Source organism: uncultured Gelidibacter sp., from assembly GCF_947500795.1.
In the GTDB taxonomy this organism is placed as follows: domain Bacteria; phylum Bacteroidota; class Bacteroidia; order Flavobacteriales; family Flavobacteriaceae; genus Gelidibacter.
In genome coordinates, this window is the sequence record NZ_CANMTE010000001.1 from 1152677 (window position 1) to 1171431 (window position 18755).

General features: G+C 34.5%; 12 protein-coding genes and 1 rRNA gene. 10 read left to right on the forward strand and 3 right to left on the reverse strand.

All coding sequences use genetic code 11. The annotated features are described in order from the left end of the window. Positions 1–73 precede the first annotated feature (73 nt). The 5 genes from Q0947_RS05150 to rplS all read left to right on the forward strand — a co-directional run bounded on the left by Q0947_RS05150 (position 74) and on the right by rplS (position 5233). Positions 74–1489, forward strand: coding sequence for a trypsin-like peptidase domain-containing protein (locus Q0947_RS05150; protein ID WP_299392660.1), 1416 nt, complete (start codon positions 74–76; stop codon positions 1487–1489). Positions 1490–1661: 172 nt separating this feature from the next. After that, positions 1662–3110: a glyceraldehyde-3-phosphate dehydrogenase gene (locus Q0947_RS05155; protein ID WP_299392664.1), complete on the forward strand. Its 1449-nt coding sequence runs from the start codon at positions 1662–1664 to the stop codon at positions 3108–3110. Positions 3111–3252: 142 nt separating this feature from the next. Next, on the forward strand, positions 3253–3870 hold the full coding sequence (locus Q0947_RS05160; protein ID WP_299392668.1) for a tRNA (guanine-N1)-methyltransferase: 618 nt from the start codon (positions 3253–3255) through the stop codon (positions 3868–3870). A 103-nt stretch (positions 3871–3973) separates the two neighbouring features. Further along, positions 3974–4651 carry a tRNA (guanosine(37)-N1)-methyltransferase TrmD gene (gene trmD, locus Q0947_RS05165; protein ID WP_299392672.1) on the forward strand — a complete coding sequence of 226 codons (678 nt, stop codon included), beginning with the start codon at positions 3974–3976 and terminating at the stop codon, positions 4649–4651. A gap of 231 nt (positions 4652–4882) precedes the next feature. Then, positions 4883–5233, forward strand: a complete 351-nt coding sequence (gene rplS / locus Q0947_RS05170) for a 50S ribosomal protein L19 (protein ID WP_299392677.1) — start codon at positions 4883–4885, stop codon at positions 5231–5233. A 690-nt stretch (positions 5234–5923) separates the two neighbouring features. Here rplS and Q0947_RS05175 read toward each other — a convergent pair. Beyond that, positions 5924–9673 (reverse strand): glycosyltransferase, encoded by a 3750-nt coding sequence (locus Q0947_RS05175; RefSeq protein ID WP_299392681.1) that lies wholly within the window; start codon positions 9671–9673, stop codon positions 5924–5926. 1 nt (position 9674) lies between these two features. Continuing rightward, complete coding sequence (locus Q0947_RS05180; protein WP_299392686.1) at positions 9675–11000, reverse strand: glycoside hydrolase family 2 TIM barrel-domain containing protein; 1326 nt, start codon at positions 10998–11000, stop codon at positions 9675–9677. 282 nt (positions 11001–11282) lie between these two features. Here Q0947_RS05180 and Q0947_RS05185 point away from each other — a divergent pair, with 282 nt between their 5' ends. The 5 genes from Q0947_RS05185 to Q0947_RS05205 all read left to right on the forward strand — a co-directional run bounded on the left by Q0947_RS05185 (position 11283) and on the right by Q0947_RS05205 (position 17957). Beyond that, entirely contained in the window at positions 11283–11855 is a 573-nt protein-coding gene (locus Q0947_RS05185; protein ID WP_299392689.1) for a pentapeptide repeat-containing protein, read from the forward strand. Positions 11856–11950: 95 nt separating this feature from the next. Continuing rightward, positions 11951–14176 (forward strand): NADP-dependent isocitrate dehydrogenase, encoded by a 2226-nt coding sequence (locus Q0947_RS05190; protein WP_299392694.1) that lies wholly within the window; start codon positions 11951–11953, stop codon positions 14174–14176. Between the two features lie 111 nt (positions 14177–14287). Beyond that, positions 14288–16663 carry a TonB-dependent receptor gene (locus Q0947_RS05195; RefSeq protein ID WP_299392698.1) on the forward strand — a complete coding sequence of 792 codons (2376 nt, stop codon included), beginning with the start codon at positions 14288–14290 and terminating at the stop codon, positions 16661–16663. A 2-nt stretch (positions 16664–16665) separates the two neighbouring features. After that, positions 16666–17481, forward strand: a complete 816-nt coding sequence (locus Q0947_RS05200; protein WP_299392703.1) for a DUF4249 domain-containing protein — start codon at positions 16666–16668, stop codon at positions 17479–17481. Between the two features lie 245 nt (positions 17482–17726). Further along, complete coding sequence (locus tag Q0947_RS05205; RefSeq protein WP_299392707.1) at positions 17727–17957, forward strand: DUF6095 family protein; 231 nt, start codon at positions 17727–17729, stop codon at positions 17955–17957. A 554-nt stretch (positions 17958–18511) separates the two neighbouring features. Here Q0947_RS05205 and rrf read toward each other — a convergent pair. After that, positions 18512–18620, reverse strand: a 5S ribosomal RNA gene (rrf, locus tag Q0947_RS05210). Positions 18621–18755: the final 135 nt, after the last annotated feature.

An 18755-nucleotide genomic window follows, 5' to 3' on the forward strand; every position in this document is an offset into this window, starting at 1 on the left:
AATTAATTTTAAACGTTAAACACGTATCTAAATATTGTATTAAATTTATTAATCATTACTAAACTATAATTAAATGAAGAAGATTTTAACCCTAATTTTAGTATCTGCATTAGGTGGGATAATGACACTTTCTGCCTATAAATTATTTCTAGAAGAAGATCAAAACGATAACAAAGTAGCGACTTCAAAATCCAGTTTATCTTATTTTCCAACAAGCAACACGGCAGTAGCGTCTTACGGTACAATGTATGCGCCTGACTTTACCGAGGCTGCGGAAAACGCTGTGCACGCTGTTGTGCACGTTAAAAACACGACCATAAGTAGAGCCCCAATGACGCTCCAGGATTTGTTTATGGGCAGAAGTACGGAGCGCGCTCAAGTAGGTACTGGGAGTGGTGTCATTATTTCACCTGACGGTTATATCATTACCAACAATCACGTGATTAATGGGTCGCAACAACTTTCTATTACATTAAATGACAATCAAATTTACGAGGCTGAATTGATTGGTAGTGACGAAAAAACCGACATTGCCTTATTAAAGATTGACGCTAAAGAAGATTTACCATTTGCAACCTTCGGAAATTCTGACCAGACAAAAGTTGGTGAGTGGGTATTGGCAGTTGGTAACCCGTTTAATTTGACATCTACAGTAACTGCGGGTATTATTAGTGCAAAATCTAGAGACTTATCAGGTATAAACGCCCAGTCATTTTTACAAACGGATGCGGCAGTTAACCCTGGAAACTCAGGTGGCGCCTTGGTAAACACACGTGGAGAGCTTATTGGGATTAATACGGCCATCTCTTCTCAAACAGGTTCTTATATAGGATACTCGTTTGCGGTACCAAGTAACATTGCCAGAAAAGTTGTTGAAGACATTATGGAATTCGGAAATGTGCAAAATGGTATTTTAGGTGTTAGAGGTGGCGAGCTTAATAGTAAATCCGCTGAAACTTTTGATGTCAAAGCAACCCAAGGGTTTTATGTAAGTGATGTTGAGGAGCGCTCAGGTGCAGCCAAAGCTGGAATTAAAAAAGGTGATATTATTAAGAAAATTGACAATATTACCATCTCCAAGTTTTCTGATTTAAGTGGTTATTTGAGTACAAAACGCCCTAATGATGTGGTCAATCTGGTGATTATTAGAAATGGGTCGGAAAAATCGATTCCAGTCACCCTCTCTAAGAGTGAAATCATGACGATTGAGTTTTTGGATATGCAATTGAGAAATATCCCAAGTGATGTTAAAGAAAGTAACAACATCAGTAACGGGGTGGCAGTTATCAAAAATGAAAATTATGCCCTTTATAAAAACTTGGGTATAAACACAGGATACATCATCACCGAGATCAATGGAGAAACGATCAAAAGTGTTGACGACATTGTAAAACTAAAACAAAAGTATGGTGACGCTGTAGAGAAGAATATCAAGAAACTTTCTGTCATCACCAATTCAGGACAAAAAGAGAGTTTTATTTTCAGATAATCGCACATCAAATAGCAAATTACAACCCTTTGAAAGCAATCAATTTCAAAGGGTTTTTTACTTCTAAAAAATATTACGAAAACGTTTGAAATATATTACTTTTGCAATTCCGAATAGTCGGGATAAACACAACAACACGTCTGCCCAAAGGCAGGCACTAAATTTTTAAACAATGAGTTTGAACGGAACTTATGAGAACGAATTAGCTTTTCAAGCAGACAGACGAAAGGCAACAGTCGAATTTATCAAAATAGTCAGCGATCTTTGGTATGACAAATCCATAGAGCTTGTTCTATTTAGAAATCCATTAATTGACAGAAATGTTAGTGAAATTTTGAATTTGCATGAATACGCAGGCGCGTTTGTTCAAAAGCCAATTTCAATTTTCGATTCTGTTGAAATTGCTCAAGCAATTAAATCATTAGATGTACCGCCGGCAAAATTGGACATCGGAAAGCTGACTTATGAGTATCATTTAGATGATCAGAAGTATACAAATGCTACTGCGTTTGTAGCTGGAAAACTTAAAGGAGCAAGCAGTTATGAATCTATCACACCTAAAGACGTTGTGCTTTATGGATTTGGTCGCATTGGACGATTGGTTGCACGCGAATTGATGACTAAAACCGGAAAGGGAACTCAAATGCGTCTGAGAGCCATTGTGACCCGAGGAAAAATTGATCAAACTGTATTAGAAAAGAGAGCCGCGTTATTACGTAATGACTCTGTACACGGTGAATTCTCAGGAACCGTAATTGCCGATTTAAAAAACAGCGCCCTTATCATTAATGGTACTACTGTTAATATTATTTCAGCTAATGCTCCTGAAGATATTGATTATACTAAATATGGTATTAAAGATGCGTTGGTCATTGATAATACAGGTGCTTTTAGAGATAAGGAAGCCTTAAGCAGACATCTGAAATCAAAAGGTGTTAGCAAAGTTTTACTGACCGCTCCGGGCAAAGGAATTCCTAATATTGTACATGGTGTTAATCATTTAGAACACAACCCTGATACGGTTGATATTTTCTCTGCCGCATCTTGCACAACAAATGCTATTACGCCTGTTTTAAAGGCTATTGAGGATACTTTTGGAGTAAAACATGGCCACTTAGAAACGATTCATGCGTATACCAACGATCAGAATTTGGTAGATAATTTTCACGATAAATACCGTCGTGGCCGTGCTGCAGGATTAAATATGGTCATCACCGAAACGGGCGCTGGAAGTGCTGTTTCAAAAGCGTTGCCTTCATTGGAAGGAAAATTAACGTCTAACGCCATTCGTGTTCCTGTACCTAACGGGTCTTTAGCAATTTTAAATCTTGAGTTAGATAAACCAACAACTTTAGATGCGCTAAACACAACCATGAAAAAATATGCTTTGGAAGGAGATCTTGTAGAGCAGATTAAATATGAAATGAGTGATGAATTGGTGTCCAGTGATATTGTAGGATGTTCTGCACCTTCCATTTATGACAGTAAGGCAACAATAATCCGAACTGATGGTAAAAATGTAGTGTTATACATTTGGTATGATAATGAATATGGCTATAGCCATCAAGTTATCCGATTAGCAAAATATATTTCTAAAGTAAGACGTTATACATATTATTAATAGGTTTAACGTCTAAAACTACACTTTAATCGTATATAAAAATAGCCTCCTACTTGTGAGGCTATTTGTTTTAAATATTAGTTCACATCTATATATTTTTTTTATCTTGTCAAATTTTAACTTTATCAGTAAAACTAAACGAATGCATTCTTTAAAAAACTTAACCTTCACCCTTCTTGCCTTTTTATTTTTTGTAGTAGCTAATGCTCAAGAAACAACAAATGAGGAAGATGACAAATTATCGTTGACTGAAGGAACTATCGACAACCAATTTGAATATGTTATTCAAAAATCCTACAATTATCAAGAATACAAAAATGTTAAGAAAACCTGGTTGTATGAATTGAAAGCGCATACACTAGACTCTTTAAAAGCATTACAGAATAATTTAAAATCAACACAAAACACGGTTGATAGTTTAGCACAAGAAATCACATCTTTAAAAAGCAACTTGTCTGAGACCAAAGCAACATTGGCGGCCACAAATGAAGAAAAAGACAATATGTCTTTGTTTGGTTTACAAATGAGCAAAAGCAACTATAATGTTCTAATGTGGAGCATCATTGGTGGCTTATTCGCATTGTTATTGTTCTTCATCTATAAATTCAGAAACAGTAATGCTGTAACTAAACTTGCGCAAAAGACGTTATTAGAAACGGAAGAAGAATTTGAAGAGCATCGACGCACGGCTTTAGAACGTGAACAAAAAGTAAGGCGTCAACTGCAGGACGAAATCAATAAGCAAAAGAGCATAAAATAAAACACTAAAATCTGTAAGTAACCTTACAGATTTTTTTTTCTGTGTCTTGAAGCCTAAACACTGATTATATTTTTTTGCATCTTTGCAGCGTAGACAGAACATCATGCGAATAGATATTATTACCGTATTACCCGAATTACTTAAAAGCCCATTTGAAGCTTCTATCTTGAAACGTGCTATTGAAGCAGGTTTGGTGGAAGTTCATTTTCATAATTTAAGAGATTATACCACGGACAATTACAAATCTATAGACGACACACAATTTGGTGGTGGCGCCGGAATGGTAATGATGATTGAGCCCATAGATAAATGCATTTCTAAGCTTAAAGAAGAGCGTGATTATGATGAAATCATTTATATGACACCTGATGGCAACACGTTGAACCAAGGCATGGCCAATACCTTATCCTTAAAGGAAAACATTATTATTCTTTGCGGACACTATAAGGGTGTAGACCAACGCGTCAGAGATTTACTCATTACCAAAGAAATTTCCATTGGCGATTATGTGCTTTCAGGAGGCGAATTGGGAGCTGCAGTATTATGTGATGCTGTCATCAGACTCATTCCAGGAGTGCTAGGAAATGAAACCTCGGCATTGACTGATTCCTTTCAAGACAATTTATTGGCACCTCCTATTTATACAAAACCAAGAGAATATAAAGGGATGAAAGTTCCAGAGATTTTGTTCAGCGGACACTTTGCTAAGATTGAAAAATGGCGTGAAGACAAAGCTTATGAACACACAAAAACAAGACGTCCAGATTTATTGGAAGAGTGATAAAGTATTCAGTGGCAGTTTTCAGTATTCAGTGTTCCATATTTGATATTCTACATTCGATAGCAAATCTTCTACATCCAACTTTGACATCTGCCATCAAAATTCGACAACATTTTATAACAATACTATTGTCTATTATTATTTATTGATTACTTTTGCATCCACTTTCAGATTAACCTCTGGCGATCTCCGTGAATGTTGGTTTGGATTAAAATTTAAAAATTAAAAGAAATGAATTCTTTAGTAAAATTTGTACAAGACGAATTTGTAGAAAAAAAAGAATATCCTCAATTCGGCGCTGGTGATACAATCACAGTGTACTACGAAATTAGAGAGGGTGAGAAAAAACGTACACAGTTCTTTAAAGGTGTTGTATTACAACGTAAAGGATCTGGAAGTACTGAAACATTTACTATCCGTAAAATGTCAGGAACTGTTGGTGTAGAGCGTATTTTCCCTATCAACCTTCCTGCGCTTCAAAAAATTGAAGTGAACAAGAAAGGTAAAGTTAGACGCGCACGTATCTTCTACTTTAGAGGTCTTACTGGTAAGAAAGCAAGAATCAAAGAAAGAAGAGGATAGACTCCTTAAACTTACTTTATATAAAAGCCTTGATCATCTCAAGGCTTTTTTTTATGAACAAATGTTAATAACCAGCGTTCATAACCCGTTGAAAACTAAACTCTTCATATCCTTTGCCACTCGGGTTTATTTTTGTAACTTAGTAAAACGATTCGATAACAACCTTGTGTTGGTTTCAACGTAAGAAATTGAACTTAATTTGAATTGCATAAAGTACGTTCTTTATTAGTTTGTTTTTTGAGATCTTTTATTTGTCGCATGCAAATGCGTACAGTTAAAAAATCATGATACTTTAAGAAGTGCAGCATGCTTAGGCAGGTTGTAACTGGTAAGGTTGAAAGTTTCCAAAGATGGTCGCAACGAAAGTGTACACCAAGGTAGGAAGCAATGTGTTGGACATTGTTGTTTGTGAAAACGAATTGCAAAAGATAATACATCAAGAAAAACAGCACATTGAAACATTTCGCTAATATGTCAATACATTTTGAAAGTTAGAGGATGTTTTATTGAAATAGAATAACTTGAATTGAAAAAGACGATTGTAAAATGTGAGTTTTAGTCGGCTGATTTAGCAGCAATGCTAATTAGATCACGTTACTATTTCAAAGAAAGCCATGTCAAGGTAGTTTAGCTACAATGATATGGCTTTTGTTTTTTATAGTATTTGAGTGAAGATAATATCACCATAAATTATTCTCGATAATAAGGCGTATTCAAGGTTGTAATTGTGGATGTTACTATGTTATCTTTAATTAAGGACAACTGTAAACGATAATTTGTGTAATTTTCAGGTATATCTAATACTAAAAAAGAATTATGTCCCACCTCTTTAATATTGATATAATTTCCATAAGAATCAGATTCCACCAAACCCCATTCTAAAATTATTTCTTCATTAGTCTCTATTTCCTTCCAACCACCCTCAGGATCATAAATCATTGCATAATAGTAAGCATAACTATTAGATTTAATAAATTCTAATCTTTTTAAGATTCTAATTGGTTGTGGTAAAACTTTTATGTTTTTAGGCTTTATCATCTCTTTCAATGCATAAAATTCATGCTTTTTTCTACCCTTTCTATCAATAAGCCCGTCAAAGGTCAATTTCCCGATTTGATACTGGTCCTGCCAATTTCGAATGTAATAACTGTTAACTACGGCATCGTCTTTTAATTTTTGCAAAAATGGAACCGAAATATCACTATAGATATAAGGTAAAGGAAGTGAATGAATCGTTTCTAAAGCTCTTTTTGGATCTGTAGGATCGTTAACTATCAATCCTAAACCATCCAAATATGGTAGAGATTTTAAAAGTTGATTTTTAATCGTTACATCTTTGTCGTTTAAGATATAATCGATGATTATAGGTCTAGAAGGGTCAACTTTTCTAATTTCGGAAGTTAATTGTTGCAACCATAAAGCGTATGCTTTTAGATGATGTGATCTTATTGGCACGTTATAAAGTGACGTATATTTTGAAAATAAATCATTTTGTAAATGCCAAGAGATAATATGGTCATAATTTTTATATCTCATAATCAAATCAATAATTTGATCCTTAAGCAATGTTGAAGAAATTGAATCTTCTACAAAATTCAAGTGCTCTGGAATCCAAAAACCTAACGATAGATTCAAATCAAACTCTTTGGATATAGTAGTTACATTATAATCATAGGTGCCATTGGACGTATAATTTATCGTGTTTAAACCTAAGTCCTTTATACTTTTAAAGTTAGATTCAAGATATGACCTGGTCAATACATGGTAGTCCTGATTCCATTTTTGACCATTTTTCATGTTTATTCCTTGAATCCCTTTTAGCATCGGTAATTTCTTTTTGGAAACGTTGGACACTGTATCAATTTTAAATCTTTTCTCAAATAAATATGACGGAATACTCTCTTCTTTAAAGACTAAATTCACATTGTCCACATCAGCAATGGTCCAATTTAAATAGGAATCTCCTTCTGAACCATCCGGCATATTATTGTCAACATTGGAATTGAAATATACAATTGCATCTATTCCTTTATAATTATTATTTATTTCCTCCAAAGCATTTTCTAACCATATTTTTTGATATTTGGGATCGTAATAAGTTCCGAATTCAGACAACATGATTGGAATATTTTCCAACTTTTCAAATTCCACATGATAGGGTTCATACAATGATTTGAATGAATTGTATATTTCAGTTTCATCATGCGTGGCATAATTCAACAAATTCACACTTACCCAATCTACATAACGATCACCCGGAAAAAAGTTCGTGACATTTTTTGGTTTCCATGGGTTGTAAACCCAAATAACATTGTTGGCCTCCTGTTCTCTAAAAATATTCCAAACATGAATCCAAGATTTTTTAAAATTTTCGGCAGCGTTGTCACGATCATCATACCACTGATAAAATGGATTATCAAATTCATGAGCAAATCTAAGAAAGACTGGCCCTTCCAAATTCTTAATTTGCTTTGCAAATTTTGCTATAAAATCATCAAAAAAGCCACTTATAATGGAGTCGTACACATGACCTCTAAACGGTGTATCATCGTTAAATGAATTAACCCATGGTTCCCATGTAATCATAGGAAGTGCTTTTTGTTGGTAAACTTGGTGAAATTTCTTTTCTGGAAAAGTGTTTAAGGACGACTTGTCCCAAGCCAAATAAAAAGACACAATATCTACGTCCTGCTTAATAGCTTTCGAAAACTCTGATACCATTGAAAGGTCACTCATACCATTATCCTCTACCGGCGCAAAAACACCCACATACTTAGTCTTTTTTGCTAATACTTCCTCATACACTATCCCCTCAAGTTTTGTCTGTTCTTGTTTGTAATTATAATAGCCCGCAGAAATAAGAACAAAAGCTATGACAAGTAAGGCTGATTTTTGCCATATATTAAAAATGAACCGTTCTATTTTGGATTCCTGGTTAAAATTAGCATCTAACTTCTTTCGATCACTAATTGCAGTCATATTGAATTGATAGGCAAAGTGCAAGGTATAAAACATAACCATAGCATTCCACAATGCAAACCCAGACATAAATATAGAGAATGGCGTAAAGTCTCTATACAATCCATACGCGATTGCAATAATACAGAGCAACCCCGTAATGAGATTTGGTAGAACTACTAAGAAACTTGTTTTTTGATCATCTTCTTTTACGGTAGGTAGATACGGAACCTTCTTTCTGATAATGGTATAAAACAACCCAATTAGATAAATACTCCATGAGATTTGCATTAACAATCCACCCAATAGATGCATCCCACGCTCCCCTTTATTAATTACCCATTTTTGTACGAAGAACCTAATTCCTAAAATGGAAACAATAACCGGTAATAAAATTAAGCCATAACTGATGACATTCCCTTTCCATGGTGTTGTAGAAGTGAAGAGTGCAATTAATGGAATTAAAATGCTTATTAGAAATATGAAACCAGTTAAATAATGAAAAGGTAGAATACCGTAATGCAGTTTTTGACGCCAGGTTAATTTGTTGAATACTTTAGGAAAAACGGAAACCAAAAGTTCTAATGTACCACGCGACCATTTTAATTGTTGTTTAAAATATGAAGTCAAAGTTGAAGGAGCTAACCCTTCAGAAAGAACTTTAGGAACATATATCGATGTCCATCCTTTGGCATGCAATCTCATAGCTGTATGCATATCTTCTGATAAGCCGGCAGCATGACCCCCGATAGAATCGAGAGCAGATCTCCTAAACACACAATTGGCCCCAATAGCATTTACTGTACCATATGAATTCATACACATCATAACTGGTCCGTAAAAGTGAAAAGTTTGTTCAGCCGCAGCTCTTGCCACCAAAGATTCGTTAAGATTATAATATGTTTGTACGGTCTGGACAAAACCTATCTTAGGATCTTCAAAATACGGTATCACTTCTGTTAAAAAGTTTTTGTGAGGTATATGATCTGGATCTAGGATAAGACAAATATCACCTGTGGCTTGGCGTAACGCATTGTTGATATTACCGGCTTTTGCGTCTATCCGGTTAGTTCTTGTGACATGAATAATGTTATTATTGCGACAAAACTCAATCAATTCTTGATCGTTGGCTTCATCGCATAGATACGTGGTATGGGGGTAATCCATTTGTTGAATTGCCAACAATGTTTTCTTGAGCATGTTTTTAGGTTCGCCAGGAAAATAAGTAGTAAATACATCAACACTTGGAAGACTATGGGACGCCGGTTTTACAGGAACGGATATGTTCCAATAGTGGTACCATATATATATAAGCCTAAACGTATCAAAACTTATGAGACACATAAGCATCCAATACAACAGTTGATTTTCTATAAGCTCAAAATCCAAAAACCAATAAAAGAAATTCACAAGGCTTGCCAATCCAAATAAAATTAGCGCCCTGATTTTTATTTTTTCGTATTTTGAAGGAGCCTTTTTCATCTTATTCTCTATCATTCAACACGTAAAATGGCATATTGGCCGTAGCAAAATTACCTTGTGAATCATTAACTGAAACAAAGACCCTGTAAGGTCCTTCCTTTTCCGGAACTTTGAATTTCATCTTATTTGAATATGTTGAAGTTATTGTTGAAAGTTGCAGGGCATCGATCTCAGAGCCCCAACGCTTTGCTCCCCATGCTTCATTAAAAACCTTTATATCGAAGGTCAAATTGGAATTGATTGGATTCATCATGTTAATCTGAACTTCTATATAGGAATTTGAAACGAAGATTTGATCATTGGATTCCAAATTATTTAACGTTAATTTCTCTATTCGAGGGATATATGTAATAGTCAGTGGTCTTTCCATCCATAGCGATTGTAATTGATAATACATTTCAGATTTACGACCTTCCTCATCAAAAATATTGAACCAAGTAGGCGTTCCTTCATGCTTATATCCCCAATAGAATGCTAAACTTCCCAAACAATTTAAGTCTGATTTAATTCCAGATAAATAATTTACTTTATAAGAATCACTTTTTAAGGTGCTACTTGGTTCCAATATTGCCTTCCATAAATTTACAGGCACCTCCCAAGGCCCTGTATTACCCCACTCTGAAATATAGTAAGGTAAAGGATCTACAATTAATCCAACCTGATCCATAACCGGTTTAACATTAGAAATAATACTAAAAACATTAAACCCAATTATATCCAATTTAGGAGCACTTAAATGAATTCCTAAAATTTGAGATATAGAAGTGCCACTGATAGTTGTACTAATGAGATGATTTGGATCTTCTTCGTGGATCAGGTCAACAAGGTCATTAAATACCTGAATGAAATTATTCTTTCTGAATGTTAATGGAAAATTAAGTTCATTTCCCAAATTCCACATAAGAATTGAAGGATGATCCTTATATTGATTTACAAGATTCTTTACCTTTTCTTTTAAATTTATTACAATAGTATCATTAGAATAATAGGTTTTATGATGTGCATTTGTAGGTAAAGGTATATCAACAATTACTGCAATGTCAAATTTTTCTGCCTCATCCAATATTGCCTTTAAATTTAGAGTGTCATAGACGCGAAGCGTATTCCCACCAGCCTCAGACATCTCTTTTAAATATCCTGTACCACTTCCACCTTTAATATAAAAAGGTTCTCCATTTCTATACAATTGAAATCTGTTATCAATTTTATCAACAAATACTGTGCGTGTGCGATCCAATACCCTTCCCCGATCGCTATGTAAATAGGTATATGCAAAAAAGACCACTAGTACTGCGGTAATAAAAATTATCAGAATCCTTTTCCTCATATGCACTTAATTACTCAAAATCTAGCAATGTAGAAAGGATTTTATATGTAAAATCATAATTTCGATGAATCAGATAATTTTGAAGATTAAAAGTAAAATATTTTGAAATCATAGCTTTCCTTTTATCTTGAGGTTTTTTATTTAACTACAACTAAATATAATTGGGTTACTATTTTAGAGCTGATATTTAAGTTCATGGCATTAAAAATTCAAAACTTAATATTTTATTCTTTTTACATTAATAACTTAATTTTTCCCAACTTATCCAATTCCATCCTCTAAATGATACCAACCTTTATAGATTCCGAAGATTTTAACAATATTGATTTTACTGAAAACCCACTACGCAAAGCCGAATATGACAACTGTAGCTTTACAAACTGTAATTTTACTGATTCAGATGTATCCTCCATCACGTTTTTAGAATGCCAGTTTGATACCTGTAATTTCAGCAATGCCAATATAAAACATACAATTTTTAGGGAAGCGGAGTTTATGGATTGTAAACTTACTGGACTCCAATTTCAAGATTGCAACCCTTTTTTACTGTCCTTCAACTTTTCCAATTGTCAGTTGCAATTCTCATCGTTTTATAAATTAAAACTTAAAGCGACCAAATTCATCCACTGTAATCTGAATCATTCCAACATGACGGAAGCTGATTTCACAGATGCATTATTTGAAAACTGCGACTTCAAACATGCTATTTTCGAACACACTATCCTCAAAAACGCGGATTTTAGCACTTCTGAGAATTTTAATATCAATCCTGAAATCAATGTCATTAAGCAAGCAAAATTCTCAAAAGAAAACGCATTGGGCCTACTTCAGCATTACCAAATCCGCATTGTATAATTGAGTGCTTTTCAGTTTTATATGCTAACCGCAATTTGTATATTTGCAAAACCTAATTTGGGGCCAATCTTAAACATTTAAATTTCGAAATACTTATGGCAAAAACTTCTACCATTATCTATACAAAAACTGACGAAGCACCAGCATTAGCAACACGCTCGTTATTACCAATCATAAAATCATTTACGGCATCTTCTAACATTGATATTGTAACGAAAGACATTTCTTTGGCTGCACGTATCTTAGCTATATTTCCTGATTTTTTAAATGAAGATCAAAAAGTACCAAACGCTTTAGCTGAATTAGGTGAACTTGCAACAAAACCTGAAGCAAACATTATCAAGTTACCAAACATCAGTGCTTCTGTGCCTCAACTTAAAGAAGCCATTGCTGAATTACGTTCACAAGGTTTCAATATTCCTAACTATCCAGACGAAGTAAAGACTGAAGAGGATAAAGAAATAAGATCACGTTATGACAAAGTAAAGGGAAGTGCTGTTAACCCGGTTCTTCGTGAAGGAAACTCAGACAGACGTGCTCCTAAAGCCGTTAAAAATTACGCTAAAAAGAACCCACATTCTATGGGCGAATGGTCTCCTAATTCTAAAACTGAAGTAGCAACCATGTCTCAAGGTGATTTCTTTCATACTGAAAAATCGTTGACACTTGCGAAAGCGGACACCGTAAGTATAAAATTTGTTGGTAAAGATGGTACCGAGGAAGTTTTAAAAGACAAACTTAATTTGCTTGAAGGCGAAATTATTGATGCTTCAATAATGAGCAAAAAAGCCCTTATTTCATTTTTGAAAGACACGGTTAAGGAAGCAAAAGATAAAGGCGTTCTTTATTCATTGCACTTAAAAGCGACTATGATGAAGGTATCTGACCCAATCATTTTTGGTCATGCTGTTGAAGTGTTTTTTAAAGACATATTTGATCAATATGAAGCTGAATTTAAACAAATCGGTTTTAGTCCAAGTAACGGTTTAGCTAATTTATACGATGAATTAAAAGAACTTCCTGAGGCAAAGCGTAAGGAAATTGAAGTGGCTATCGAGAAAGCAATTGCTAATGGACCAGATTTGGCAATGGTAAATTCAGATAAAGGAATTACCAATCTTCACGTCCCAAGTGATGTGATTATTGATGCTTCAATGCCTGCAATGATCAGAACTTCTGGTAAAATGTGGAATGCCCAAGGAAAAGCTGCAGATACTTTAGCGGTAATTCCTGACAGCAGTTACGCGGGATTATATGAAGCAACTATCGATTTCTGCAAGAAAAATGGAGCGTTTGATCCAACAACAATGGGAACTGTTCCTAATGTTGGTTTAATGGCTCAAAAAGCAGAAGAATACGGCTCTCATGATAAAACCTTTGAAATGGCCAACGACGGTAAAGTTGTCGTTGTTAATGCAGAAGGTAAAACGATAATTGAACATGAAGTTGAAAAAGGTGATATTTGGAGAATGTGTCAAGTTAAGGATGCACCTATTCAAGATTGGGTAAAATTAGCAGTAACAAGAGCAAAAGCTTCGGATACGCCAGCTGTTTTTTGGTTGGATAAAAATAGAGCTCATGATGCTGAATTGATTAAGAAAGTAAATCAATACCTACCAAATCACGATACTTCGGGCTTAGACATCAGAATCCTGTCTCCAAATGAAGCTACAACCTTCACTTTACAGCGTATAAAAGACGGAAAAGACACCATTTCTGTTACTGGAAATGTGTTACGTGATTACTTAACTGACCTCTTCCCTATTTTAGAATTGGGAACTAGTGCAAAAATGCTTTCTATTGTTCCTTTAATGAACGGTGGAGGTTTATTTGAAACTGGTGCAGGTGGTTCAGCACCGAAACACGTTGAGCAATTTGTTGAAGAAAACCACTTACGTTGGGATTCTTTAGGAGAGTTTTTGGCATTGGCAGTTTCTTTGGAGCACTTAGCGCAAACAAACGACAATCCTAAAGCACAGATTTTAGCAGATACTTTGGATGAAGCTACAGGGAAATTATTGGATAATGGAAAATCGCCATTACGTAAAGCAGGTGAATTGGACAATAGAGGTAGCCATTTCTATTTAGCACTTTACTGGGCTGAAGCGTTGGCAAATCAAACTTCAGATGCTGAATTGCAAGCAGAATTTAAAGTCCTTGCAGAAGCATTAAAATCGAATGAAACCGTTATTGTTGATGAATTAAATAAAGTTCAAGGTAAACCAGTTTCTATAGGTGGTTATTATGAGCCAAACGAAACGTTAGTTACTGAAGCAATGCGACCAAGTGCAACATTTAACGCGATTCTGAATAAGAAATAATCGTATATAATTTATAATTTGTTTATTTATATTCAAAAATAACTAAACAAACTTAACATTAAAAGCTCCTTTTATCGAGGAGCTTTTTCTATTTTTAATAAAAAATTGCAAATGATTTCTAAATTGAAACTTTCACTATGGCTAATCTTATGCGTGCCCCTTTACATGCATGCGCAGGAGAAGTATACGCTGAGTGGAAAAATCACTGATCAGGCCAGCAATGAATCGCTAATAGGCGTTAATATTATCTTTCCTGAACTTCAAACGGGAACGATAACCAATGAATATGGGTTCTATTCAATTACGCTTCCACAGGGCACTTACAAATTTCAGATCAGTTATTTAGGGTTTAACAGTATTTCTGAATCCATTACGATGGATGAAAACAAATCGCTGAACTATAAACTTACCGAATCTACTGAAAGCTTACAGGAAATCATCATTACTGAAAATGTTGAGAAATTGAATATTCGCAAACCTCAAATGAGTGTCAATTCGCTTTCCATAAACACCATTAAACAAATGCCCGTGGTTTTAGGAGAGGTTGATGTAATCAAATCTATTACGCTTTTACCTGGTGTTACCAATGCCGGTGAAGGGTCTTCAGGTTTTAATGTTAGAGGTGGTTCAGCCGATCAAAACTTAATTCTTTTGGATGAAGCCACTATCTTCAATTCATCTCATTTATTTGGATTATTTTCTGTGTTTAATCCAGATGCAATTAAGGATATCAAGCTTTACAAAGGTGGAATTCCTGCTAAATATGGTGGACGTGTTTCTTCAGTTTTGGATATTTATCAAAGGGAAGGCAATAGCAATGAGTTTCAAATGAACGGTGGAATTGGCATCGTTGCAAGCAGACTTTTGGCTGAAGGTCCAATAAAAAAGGAGAAGGGATCATTCTTATTTGGAGGCCGTTCTAGTTATGCCCATCTCTTTCTACCGCTGTTTGACATTAACAGTAAAGCCTATTTCTACGATTTGAACACCAAATTGAGCTATAGTATTAATCAGAACAATAATATCTACTTATCAGGATATTTTGGACGTGATGTATTTAATATTTCGGATAGTTTTGAGAATTCGTATGGGAATTCTGTCATCAATTTTAGATGGAACCATTTGTATTCAGATAAACTATTTTCAAATCTATCGCTGATTTATTCAGACTACTATTATGGTCTAGCACTTAAGTTCGTTGGATTTGATTGGACATCAGGAATTAAAAATTTCAATCTGAAATACGATTTAAAACATTATATCAGTTCAAATTTCAAATTAGATTATGGATTCAATAGCTTGTATTTAACTTTCAATCCAGGTGAAATAAACCCTACTTCTGAAACTTCCGGAATCAATCCGTATAATTTAATTAAAAAATATGCCATTGAAAATGCAGTTTATGTAGATGCGGAACATCAATTCAGTTCAAAATTTGCAATGTCTTACGGATTAAGATTAAGTACCTTCCATCGTTTGGGGCAAACAGAACTGAACATTTACGAAAACAATCACGCTGTAAACTTCAATGACGATCTTCAAATTTATGAAAAATCAGAACCTAATGGCGTTGAGAATTACAAACGATCGGATGTTATTGAAGCATTTATGAATTTAGAACCGCGCTTTGCTCTTGCTTATCAAATCAATGACAATTCCTCAATCAAGGCGAGTTATAACAGGATGAGTCAATATTTACATTTACTCTCTAATACGAGCTCTCCAACGCCTTTAGATGTTTGGGCACCAAGTGGCAAGTATATTAAACCACAATTGCTAGACCAAGTGGCTTTAGGGTATTTCCGAACCTTTAAGGAAAATAAGTACTCGTTGGAAGTGGAAACGTTCTACAAGAACATAAAAAATAGAATAGATTATATAGACGGTGCCAATTTAATTGCGAATGATGCTATAGAGCAAGTTATTTTGAATGGAAAAGCCAGAGCTTATGGTTTAGAAGTTTTATTTAGAAAAAATGAAGGGAAATTAACAGGATGGTTAGCCTATACCCTCTCAAAATCAGAACAACAAACTCCAGGAAGAACACCTCTAGAAACGGGCATTAATAATAGTGAATGGTATAATACTCCTTATGATAAAACACACGACATTTCCCTGACTTCCAATTATGATTATAATAAAAAATGGAGCTTCAGTGGCACTTTTGTGTTCCAAACGGGGCAGCCAGCAACATTTCCGAACGGTCAATATGAATACAACGGCATTAATATTCCGAATTATGAATCAAGAAATTCAAGTCGGTTAACAAATTACCATCGCTTGGATATCTCAGCCATTTACAATCCAAAACCAAATTCTACTAAAAAGTGGAAAGGGGAATGGGTATTTGGTGTGTACAACATTTATGGTCGCAAAAATGCATCATCAATAGCATTTAGTCAAAACCGTAATTCAGGAGTTAACGAAGCGAATAGATTGGCTCTCTTTGGAATGATTCCGTCAGTTTCTTATAATTTCAAATTCTAATAATGAAAAGATTTATATTCATACTAAGCTTATTCCTCCTGCAAACTTCCTGCGAGGACATGATAGAGGTTGATCTAAATGATGCTGACCCGAAACTAGTTATTGAAGCATCCATAAATTGGAAAAAAGGCACTACAGGTAGAAATCAAGAAATAAAACTATCCTTAACGGCGCCATACTTTGATAAAACCATTCCTCCTGCCAATGGCGCTAAAGTTTCCATAACCGATCAGAATAACATCATTTTTAACTTTATTGAAGACGGCACATCGGGCGTTTACAGAAATACTAACTTTGTGCCTAAGCTCAATGAGACTTATACACTAAACATCACGTACAAGGAAGAAAAGTATAGTGCCACCGAAATATTTAAATCTGTTGTGCCTATAGATCGTATAGGACAAAATAACAACGGTGGATTTTCAGGAGATGAAATCGAATTAAAGGCTTATTACACAGATCCTGCTGACGAAACTAACTTTTATTTCTTCGAATTTATAAGTGATATTCCAGTAATTCCATCCTTATCTGTTTTTGATGATAAATTCACCAACGGTAACGAAATTTTTGGATTTTATAGCGAAGAAGACTTAAAATCAGGAGATAAAGTCACGATAAGAAATTATGGGATCTCAGAACGATTCTACAATTATATGTTCATACTCCTACAACAAACAAGTCAATCAGGAGGCGGTCCATTTCAAACACAACCCGCGATAGTTAGGGGGAATTGTGTCAATGAAACTAATCCCAACAATTTCCCTTTAGGATATTTTAGGTTATCAGAAGTCGACGAAGTTGTTTATACGGTACAATAGTAAATATCACAGTAAAATTTATTCTGTTATAAACTGAAATCATCATAAGTAATAGCTTTACATCTTATTATGCTAAAAAAAGTAACCAATAACATTGGATAACATCTGTTAGAACTAGAAAGTAAAGTGATGAAAAATCAGTATTTTTGACTATTGCAATTTAACAAGATACAAGAACGCTTTTCGCTATTTATATAGGAACTATATTTTCTTTATAAATAGCTTATAATTAACAATTTACATCTATGGAAACAAAACGAACAGATAAAAGCTTGCTTGTTAAAGGCGCTCAAAATATGGGCATCTGTTTGATGTTAATGTTTATAGGGCCAACAATACTGTACCTCGCTTTTAGCAACCAAGACAAGCCAACCTACATATTAGTTCTTATAATTGCTATTCTACTGTGCCTTGGTGCCGTTTTCTTCCTCTTTAGAGGTATCTACATTATCATGAAGGGTTTATTCAATAAATAAATTCCTGTTATGTCAGCGTAATTAGGTATTTATTAAAAATGTAGCACCTGTTTACATACTTTGGTATCCAGAGTTAATAATCTCTAAAATCGCGTAACGATTCAGAAATCTATAAGTCTGAAAATACCAGGAGAACATATCTCTTCAACCTTTATTTTGATTTAAAATAGGCTTGAACTATCTCAATTGACAAGCATAAATATTTGAATACGACCGAGATTAACTTCCGATCCTTTACATTCAATCCCTTATTTAATAATTTTCACTTAAATTCAGACGTTAGGCGAATAAGAATCATTAACCTTCACAACATGGAATTTCACTTATTCTATTGAAGCATAGTCCTTTAAAAACAAAAGATAAGTTAAAAATTATTCTATTGGAGATGTAAATACCAGCATATTTAAGTTAGAATGATAAGACAGGTAGCTATCCGTTTTGTGAAGAGGATTACCTGTCATATTATCAATAAATTAATATCATTGATAATCTCTGGTAGGATAACTTATACAAACAAAAAAATCCCCAACAAATAAATGTTGGGGATTCTCTAAAAAAGGCGATGTCCTACTCTCCCACGAGGTGCAGTACCATCGGCGCAAACGGGCTTAACTTCTCTGTTCGGAATGGTAAGAGGTGAGCCCCGTCGCTATAACCACCTTAAGTCATAGCTGCCTGTAGCATAAAATTGCTACTCTACAGCGTCATGCGTTGCATGACAAATATCTTAACATATTGAAAAAAGGGCATTTCCTGCCTGTATACATAAAAAAGGTTGTACTTGTTAAAAGAACGGCG

What these genes read in the sequence shown, in the direction of transcription:
- trmD (WP_299392672.1), top strand. Translation starts at nt 3,974, where the DNA reads ATGCGAATAGATATTATTACCGTATTACCCGAATTACTTAAAAGCCCA.
- Q0947_RS05200 (WP_299392703.1), top strand. Translation starts at nt 16,666, where the DNA reads ATGAAAAGATTTATATTCATACTAAGCTTATTCCTCCTGCAAACTTCC.
- Q0947_RS05150 (WP_299392660.1), top strand. Translation starts at nt 74, where the DNA reads ATGAAGAAGATTTTAACCCTAATTTTAGTATCTGCATTAGGTGGGATA.
- rplS (WP_299392677.1), top strand. Translation starts at nt 4,883, where the DNA reads ATGAATTCTTTAGTAAAATTTGTACAAGACGAATTTGTAGAAAAAAAA.
- Q0947_RS05180 (WP_299392686.1), bottom strand. Translation starts at nt 11,000, where the DNA reads ATGAGGAAAAGGATTCTGATAATTTTTATTACCGCAGTACTAGTGGTC.
- Q0947_RS05185 (WP_299392689.1), top strand. Translation starts at nt 11,283, where the DNA reads ATGATACCAACCTTTATAGATTCCGAAGATTTTAACAATATTGATTTT.
- Q0947_RS05190 (WP_299392694.1), top strand. Translation starts at nt 11,951, where the DNA reads ATGGCAAAAACTTCTACCATTATCTATACAAAAACTGACGAAGCACCA.
- Q0947_RS05175 (WP_299392681.1), bottom strand. Translation starts at nt 9,673, where the DNA reads ATGAAAAAGGCTCCTTCAAAATACGAAAAAATAAAAATCAGGGCGCTA.
- Q0947_RS05205 (WP_299392707.1), top strand. Translation starts at nt 17,727, where the DNA reads ATGGAAACAAAACGAACAGATAAAAGCTTGCTTGTTAAAGGCGCTCAA.
- Q0947_RS05155 (WP_299392664.1), top strand. Translation starts at nt 1,662, where the DNA reads ATGAGTTTGAACGGAACTTATGAGAACGAATTAGCTTTTCAAGCAGAC.
- Q0947_RS05160 (WP_299392668.1), top strand. Translation starts at nt 3,253, where the DNA reads ATGCATTCTTTAAAAAACTTAACCTTCACCCTTCTTGCCTTTTTATTT.
- Q0947_RS05195 (WP_299392698.1), top strand. Translation starts at nt 14,288, where the DNA reads ATGATTTCTAAATTGAAACTTTCACTATGGCTAATCTTATGCGTGCCC.